8 protein-coding genes are annotated in these 7623 nt (G+C 44.3%); all 8 read left to right on the top strand.

Annotated elements, in window-relative coordinates; all coding sequences use genetic code 11:
* The first annotated feature begins 74 nt into the window (after positions 1-74).
* Complete coding sequence (locus ACEQ1T_RS24435; RefSeq protein ID WP_370225151.1) at positions 75-1523, top strand: ethanolamine ammonia-lyase reactivating factor EutA; 1449 nt, start codon at positions 75-77, stop codon at positions 1521-1523.
* Between the two features lie 17 nt (positions 1524-1540).
* Entirely contained in the window at positions 1541-2905 is a 1365-nt protein-coding gene (locus tag ACEQ1T_RS24440) for an ethanolamine ammonia-lyase subunit EutB (RefSeq protein ID WP_370225152.1), read from the top strand.
* A gap of 12 nt (positions 2906-2917) precedes the next feature.
* Positions 2918-3934, top strand: a complete 1017-nt coding sequence (gene eutC, locus ACEQ1T_RS24445) for an ethanolamine ammonia-lyase subunit EutC (protein ID WP_370225154.1) — start codon at positions 2918-2920, stop codon at positions 3932-3934.
* 12 nt (positions 3935-3946) lie between these two features.
* Complete coding sequence (gene eutL, locus ACEQ1T_RS24450; protein WP_370225155.1) at positions 3947-4600, top strand: ethanolamine utilization microcompartment protein EutL; 654 nt, start codon at positions 3947-3949, stop codon at positions 4598-4600.
* 35 nt (positions 4601-4635) lie between these two features.
* Positions 4636-6165, top strand: coding sequence for an acetaldehyde dehydrogenase (acetylating) (locus ACEQ1T_RS24455; protein ID WP_370225156.1), 1530 nt, complete (start codon positions 4636-4638; stop codon positions 6163-6165).
* A gap of 16 nt (positions 6166-6181) precedes the next feature.
* Positions 6182-6475, top strand: a complete 294-nt coding sequence (locus ACEQ1T_RS24460) for a BMC domain-containing protein (RefSeq protein ID WP_009334386.1) — start codon at positions 6182-6184, stop codon at positions 6473-6475.
* Positions 6476-6505: 30 nt separating this feature from the next.
* Positions 6506-7159 (top strand): phosphate propanoyltransferase, encoded by a 654-nt coding sequence (locus ACEQ1T_RS24465; protein ID WP_370225157.1) that lies wholly within the window; start codon positions 6506-6508, stop codon positions 7157-7159.
* Positions 7156-7623 (top strand): hypothetical protein (locus tag ACEQ1T_RS24470; protein ID WP_370225159.1); only part of this gene is annotated, 468 nt, incomplete at its 3' end. The genes ACEQ1T_RS24465 and ACEQ1T_RS24470, both read left to right, overlap by 4 nt.

The raw sequence follows: 7623 nt of genomic DNA on the forward strand, positions 1-7623 counted from the left end.
TAATGGTTGCTCATATGGGGTGCCTTTTTTTATTTCTTGAATAATAGTTAATTCGTTGCAGTAAGGCGGGGATCATGTTGAAGCGTTACGATGCACAAAAAGAGAATATAATCAGCGCAGGAATTGACATCGGAACGAGTACCACCAAACTCGTCATCAGCAGATTTTCTCTCATGAATATGGCTGGCGGAACCCACATGCCGCGAATCGAAATTATTGAAAAAGAAGTGCTCTACCGCAGTCCGATTTACCGGACTCCACTTCTGACTGCGTCATCTATTGATATTGAAGCTGTAGAGAGGCTTGTCAGAGAGGAGTATATGAATGCGGGAATCGAGCCGGGTGATATTAAAACAGGTGCTGTCATTATTACCGGAGAAACGGCGACAAAACAGAATGCCGAAGAAATGGTTCACTATTTATCTGACCATGCAGGGGATTTTCTTGTCGCAACAGCCGGTCCTGACTTAGAAGGCATTATTGCTGCAAAAGGATCAGGAGCTTATGAATTATCAAAAAGGACTGGAAAAACTGTGGCTAATATTGATATTGGCGGGGGCACTGCCAATGCTGCAGTTTATCGTTCAGGAAGGCTCTGCGGGACATGCACGCTGCATATCGGCGGAAGACTGATTGAATTTACAGACGGCAAAATCAAAAGTATTTCTCCTCCAGTTCAAAAAATCCTTCTTCAATGGAAGGCTGATTTAAAGATAGGGGACAGCAGAAATCACCCTATCATCGGAATGCTGACAGACTACATGGCAGAAGTAATTGGGCGAATGCTAAGGAAGGATCTTCATCAGGCTGATTTGCCTCTGCTTCTGGGACATGATCCAAATTGGATAGAGGAGATAGATTACATCATGTTTTCAGGCGGGATCAGTGAATGTTTATACCAGTTTGAGACTGCTGAATCCTCTCCTGCTCAGTATGACGATATTGGAAAAATGCTGGCACAGTCATTACGAAATTGCCGTGATCTTGCTTCCATTAAATGGATGGAACCAGATGAGACGGTCAGGGCAACTGTTCTCGGAGCAGGCACACAAACGACTGAAATCAGCGGGGCAACCATCCATGCTGAAGTTCATGAACTGCCAATTCGAAATTTGCCAGTCTATCAGATCCGGTTTGATAACAACCTGGAAAAAGGTCTCCATCAGATTCAAGAGGCAGTAACAAAGGCGGTGGAAATTTATGATCCTCAGCAGGAGGGGCAAAATTTCGCCCTGTATTTAACGGCACTGCCATACTTGGGCTTTCGCGATATTCAAGAGCTATCTTCAGTCCTGCTGAAATCCATACAAGCAAAGCCGAAACCAGAACAGCCGCTTGTTGTCATTTTAGAAAGCGACCACGCTAAAGTCCTTGGCCAGACAATTAAAGCTCAGGAAACAAAGCAAAGTATCGTATGCATCGACCAGATTAAGGCGGAGCATGGCGATTACATAGATATCGGCCACCTGCTTCAAACCAATGTAGTACCTGTTGTCATAAAGACATTGACATTCCATCAGTAAGAAAGGAGGGATTATTTATGAAGCTGCAAACCAATCATTTGGGAAATGTGTATCAGTTTAATAATCTGAAAGATTTATTCGCTAAAGCAAATGAAGAAAAGTCAGGGGACCGCCTCGCGGGAATTGCAGCGGAAACCGTCCAGGAAAGAATCGCAGCAAAATTGGTTCTAAGTCATTTAACCCTATCTGATATCCGCGAAAATCCTATGCTTTCGCCTGAAGAGGATGAGGTTTCGAGAATTATAGAAAGCGGGATAAATGAACCCGTCTATCAGAGCATAAAAAATTGGTCCGTTGCTGAACTTCGTGAATATATCCTGGACGATGACACGACAGGTGAAGATTTAAAAAGAATCAGCAGGGGACTAAACAGTGAGATGATTGCTGCCGCCGCAAAAATCATGTCTAATCTTGATCTTGTTCATGCATCAAACAAAATCGAAATACTGTCCAAATGCAATATAACGATTGGTTATAAAGGAACATTGGCTTCCCGTCTGCAGCCAAATCATCCAACCGATAATGTGGACGGCATGATCGCATCCCTCAAAGAAGGTTTATCCTACGGCATAGGGGATGCAGTGATTGGAATTAATCCTGTGGATGATTCGGTTGAGAGTGTAAAGAGGCTGCTCCATGCCACACATGCTTTTATCAAAGACTGGGATATTCCAACACAAAACTGTGTGCTTGCGCATGTAACAGCTCAAATGAAGGCAATCGAACAGGGAGCACCTGCCGATATGATCTTCCAAAGCATAGCTGGAACAGAGGCTGCCAACCGGTCATTCGGAATTACGGCCTCACTTCTTGAGGAAGCAAATGACATGGCAAAAACTCTCGGCACCGGCACAGGGCCTCAGCGTTTATATTTTGAAACGGGCCAGGGTTCAGAGCTATCCGCTGAAGCTCACTTTGGAATGGATCAGATGACACTGGAATCGAGAAATTACGGGTTCGCCCGGCATTATGACCCTTACATCGTAAATACAGTGGTAGGTTTCATTGGGCCTGAGTATTTGTACAACAATAAGCAGGTCATCAGGGCGGGGCTTGAGGATCATTTTATGGGGAAAATGCATGGCATTCCTATGGGGGTTGATATCTGCTACACGAACCATATTAAGGCCGATCAAAATGATATCGAAGACCTTGGTGTACTGCTGACAGCAGCTGGAGTGAATTTTATTATTGCTGCCCCAATGGGGGATGATTGCATGCTCAATTACCAATCCATGAGCTATCATGACGTTGCCACCCTCAGGCAGACGATGAATAAGCAGCCATCTCCAATATTCAGGGATTGGCTTGAGAAAATGGGAATCTTCGAAAATGGAAAGCTGAGCAAAATCGCTGGTGATCCAACCATTTTTTCACGATAGGAGTTGAAATGAATGAATCCTGAATTGATTGAAAAAGTAACACGCCTTGTAGTGGAAAAACTTCAATCTCAGCAAACCTCTGATGTGAAGGGGCAAGAAAGCAGTGCAGGAGTGAAATTTTGGAACCATACTTCAAAACCCGGCAATGAACCATCCAAGATGTCAGTCGAGATGATCGAGACTGAAAAACAGGATACAGACAGTTTAATAAAAATTAAAAGCTATCATAATGCAAATGAACTTAAAATGACCTCACCAGATAAAGCGAGTCATGATAAGACCGAAAGTCATTCACAAAAGACAGGCATTTATAATCCCGCAGATCCAGTTGAACTGGAGGCACTCAAGAGCAAAACGCCTGCAAGAATCGGGGTGGGCAGAGCAGGTTCAAGACCGAAGACAGATACATGGCTGAAATTCCGCTTCGACCATGCAGCAGCAGTCGATGCTGTCTATGGAAATGTTAATGATGAGCTTATAAACCGCCTTGGACTCTTTAAAGTCAATACGATGGTGAATGAAAAAGAAGTGTACATCCGCAGGCCCGATTATGGCAGAAAGCTATCAGAAGAAGCCAAAAAAATCATTCTTGCTAAATGCCAAAAGGGACCGGCTGTTCAAATCATCCTGTCTGACGGGCTGAGCTCAAGTGCCATTGAGGAAAATGCAGAGGATGTATTTTTATCCCTTCAGCAATCCCTTAAAAATTTAGGCCTTGATATGGGGACCCCTTTTTATATCGAAAAAGGCAGGGTGGCTGTTATGGATGAAGTTGGGGAACTCCTTAAGCCCAAAGTGGTTGTGTTATTGATTGGCGAACGTCCTGGTCTGGTGAGTGCTGAATCACTGAGTGCCTACCTTTGCTATGAACCCCGAAAAGGAACGATCGAAGCTGACCGGATGGTAATTTCCAATATACATAAAGGCGGAATTCCTCCTGCTGAGGCTGGCGCCTATCTCGGGACGGTCATCCAAAAGGTTATAAAGTATGAAGCAAGTGGTGTTTCGCTCGTGAAAAAGGAAGGGTAGGTGGCTGAAAAAATGGGATTAGAACGCATTCACGCTGATATATTGGCTGTTCGGGTGATACCTAATGTGGATCAGGGGCTTGCAAAGCAGTTTCAGCTTCAGCCACATCACCGAAGCCTGGCCATTTTCACCTCTACAGTCGATGACGTAGGCTATACTGCACTCGATGAAGCGACTAAAAGAGCTGATGTCGAAGTGGTTTATGCCAGGTCTTTTTATGGGGGGGCTGCTCATGCTTCTGGGCCATTATCAGGTGAAATGATTGGTATTATGGCAGGGCATTCCCCTGATGAAGTTAAAAGCGGCATGGAGGCTGTCCTTCAGACAGCTGAATCCGATGCTTATTTTGAAGCGCTTGATCAGGAAAAAACACATGCCATATACGCACATGTTGTTTCCAGAACAGGTTCCTATCTGTCAAAGGAAGCAGGCATCAATATCGGAGAGCCTATAGCATATCTAATAGCCCCGCCATTGGAAGCCGTTTATGGACTTGACGCTGCTCTAAAGGCAGCGGATGTAGAAATGGTTAAATTTTTCGGGCCGCCTTCGGAAACCAACTTTGGCGGAGGGCTGCTGACCGGCTCTCAATCAGCCTGCCAGGCTGCTGCTGATGCTTTCCGGGATGCCATTATGGAAATTTCTCAGAATCCTATAAAGTACTAATTCTTTCAAAATATCCCGAAAGGAGCGTGGGAATCTTGCAATTTGATCATGATCTTCAATCGATGCAGGAAATGCGGAATGCTGTAAAGCTGGCCAAGGAAGCACAGTTAAAGTATATGGCCTTTACTCAGGAGCAGGTCGACGAAATCGTCAAAAAAGCCGCTGATGCTGCTTATGCCAAGTCACTTTACCTTGCCCGGATGGCGGTAGAGGAAACAGGGATGGGCATAGTCGAGCACAAAAAAATTAAAAACGAAGTCGGTTCCAAGGCTGTCTATGAGTCTATTAAAGATGAAAAGACAGTAGGCATCATACGTGAGGACCGGGTAAATAAAGTAACAGAAATTGCCTATCCTTACGGTGTCATTGCAGGCATCATTCCAACGACCAATCCTACTTCAACAGCCATTTTTAAAGCGCTGATTGCTCTGAAAACAAGAAATGCCATTGTCGTGAGCCCTCATCCAAGGGCAGTGAAATGTACTGTTGAAGCTTTAAAAATTGTTAATGAAGCAGCCATACAGGCAGGAGCACCTGAAGGATTGATTGGATGGATCTCAAAGCCTTCCATGAGTGCAACAAACGAATTAATGAAGCATCGCGACATCAATCTCATTTTGGCAACAGGCGGCGGCGGACTGGTCAGGGCTGCGTATAGCTCAGGCAAGCCTGCCTATGGGGTAGGACCTGGAAATGTGCCTTGCTATATAGAAAAGACCGCTAAAATAGCCCAATCGGTAAGTATGATTATTGACAGTAAATCTTTTGATAATGGAACGATTTGTGCTACTGAACAATCGATCGTAGTAGATCGCAACATCAAAGAAATGACTATGAGAGAACTCAGAAATAATGGGGCTTATATTTTAAATAAGGATGAAAAAGCGGCTTTGGAAAAAGTCATTTCGCCATCACCGGGAAAGCTGAATCCGGATATCGTCGGTCAAAGTGCTGTTAAAATCTCAGCCATGGCTGGTATCCAAGTCCCTGAAGATACAAGAGTTTTAATTGCTGAAGAAACTGGAGTAGGCAAAGACATACCATTTTCAATTGAAAAACTGTCTCCGGTTTTTGCGCTTTATACAGCGGAAAGCTGCCAGGAGGCAAAAGAAATCTGCCTGCAGCTTCTCAATTTGGGCGGAAGAGGGCATAGCTTCTCCATCCATACAAATGATGATGCAGTGGCGAAGGATTTTGCCCTGCAAATGCCTGTTTCGAGGATGATGGTCAACACGCTGTCCTCGATTGGTGCTGTTGGGGCGACAACCGGATTGATGCCTTCTCTGACTCTGGGATGCGGTTCATTCGGCGGCAACATTACCTCTGATAATGTGACAGTTCGCCACCTGATCAACATTAAAAGAATGGCTTATGGTACGAAAGAAGTCACCATCCCAAAACCGGCAGCACCTTCTTCTATAGCGGAAAAAGAACAAGCCGGCAGCCGGGATGTTGATCATATTGTTAGTCAAGTTCTTCAGCAAGTATCGCCAGATGGCGAAGTAGATACAAAGATGATTGCCGACATGGTCAATCAAGTGATGAAAAAATATCAAACTAACTAATTAGGAGGAAATAAAAATGGCTAGAGAATTAACTGCATTAGGAATGATTGAAACTAAAGGGCTGGTTGCTTCAGTGGAAGCTGCTGACGCGATGGTGAAGGCTGCGAATGTTCATTTGGTTGGAAAGGTGCATGTAGGAGGCGGTATTGTAACAGTCCTTGTGCGCGGTGATGTAGGTGCTGTCAAAGCGGCAACAGATGCGGGAGCTGCAGCAGCACAGCGTGTTGGAGAATTGAAATCTGTTCATGTCATTCCTCGTCCTCATAACGAATTGGAAAGCATCCTTCCAAAAATTGATGCCGAGCTTTAACACAAGATTACTAAGTTAGGAGCTTAAACCATGAACGAGCAAGCCATTCAATCGATTGTAGAGGAAATCGTCTCAAGTCTAAAAGGTTCCTCAGGAAAAGATCATTCAATCCCAATGGCTGTCTCTGCCCGGCACTGTCATCTAAGTCAAAGAGATTTGGAGATTCTTTTTGGAACAGGCTATCAGCTTACAAAAAAAGCTGATTTATCTCAGCCTGGCCAATTTGCTGCTAATGAAACCATAACCATCGCAGGACCAAGAGGAAGCCTTGAAAAAGTGCGCATTCTTGGTCCTGCGCGCAATATGACCCAGGTAGAAGTCAGCCGTACTGATTCGATCAAGCTGGGGCTGAAACCCCCGCTTCGCGAATCTGGGAATATAGAAGGATCTTCGCCTGTTACACTGATAGGACCCAAGGGCAGCCTATACAAAAAAGAAGGTCTGATTATTGCCCAGGCACACATTCATATGGCTCCGGAAGATGCTGAAGCTTTCGGTGTGGAAAATGGGGAATACGTCACAGTTAAGGCAGAGGGAGAACGTCCAATATCCATTGGAAATGTGTTAATTAGAATCTCTCCCCGGTATAGACTTGAAATGCATATTGATACTGATGAAGCCAATGCAGGACTGATTGCCGGAAAAACAGCAGGCAGGTTAGTAAGGCAAGAGGAACGCTTATGATTGACCGGCAGTTAATTGAAAAAATAGTTGCAGAAGTAGTGAAAAATTTATTAGGTGCCAAATCAGCTCCAAATTCAACAATTAAACATAATATCCTCGCAGTCGGGGATTTAGGGAAAGTCGATTCAAATATATTAAAAGTGTTAGAAGAAAACTGGAATGTACTTCCCTATGATTTTAGTGAAGAAGCCCAGCTTCATACTGTAATGAAGGTTATTTTTCTTGATGCTTCCCAGGACCTATTCGTGAAAGGGGCACTGGGCATTTGTGATACACCGGAAAGCGAGCTTCTCTCAGCCTGTATTATTGATTATGTCCCTGTCACCTTATTTCCGAAAACAAATCTTTATAAAATCCTGAATGGAGAGAAAAAAACTAACGGAGAGTATTTTTCAACTCTAATGGAGTATAAGGAAAAGCTGGTAAAGTTCGGGGTTGAAATCAACAGCCTGGAGGATTTTGCA

Origin of the sequence: Cytobacillus sp. (genome assembly GCF_964223445.1) — a bacterium.
Lineage (GTDB): Bacteria > Bacillota > Bacilli > Bacillales > Cytobacillaceae > Cytobacillus.

Excerpts from the sequence above, each read along its gene's own strand:
- ACEQ1T_RS24435 (WP_370225151.1), top strand. The coding sequence starts at position 75 with ATGTTGAAGCGTTACGATGCACAAAAAGAGAATATAATCAGCGCAGGA.
- ACEQ1T_RS24440 (WP_370225152.1), top strand. The coding sequence starts at position 1,541 with ATGAAGCTGCAAACCAATCATTTGGGAAATGTGTATCAGTTTAATAAT.
- eutC (WP_370225154.1), top strand. The coding sequence starts at position 2,918 with ATGAATCCTGAATTGATTGAAAAAGTAACACGCCTTGTAGTGGAAAAA.
- eutL (WP_370225155.1), top strand. The coding sequence starts at position 3,947 with ATGGGATTAGAACGCATTCACGCTGATATATTGGCTGTTCGGGTGATA.
- ACEQ1T_RS24460 (WP_009334386.1), top strand. The coding sequence starts at position 6,182 with ATGGCTAGAGAATTAACTGCATTAGGAATGATTGAAACTAAAGGGCTG.
- ACEQ1T_RS24465 (WP_370225157.1), top strand. The coding sequence starts at position 6,506 with ATGAACGAGCAAGCCATTCAATCGATTGTAGAGGAAATCGTCTCAAGT.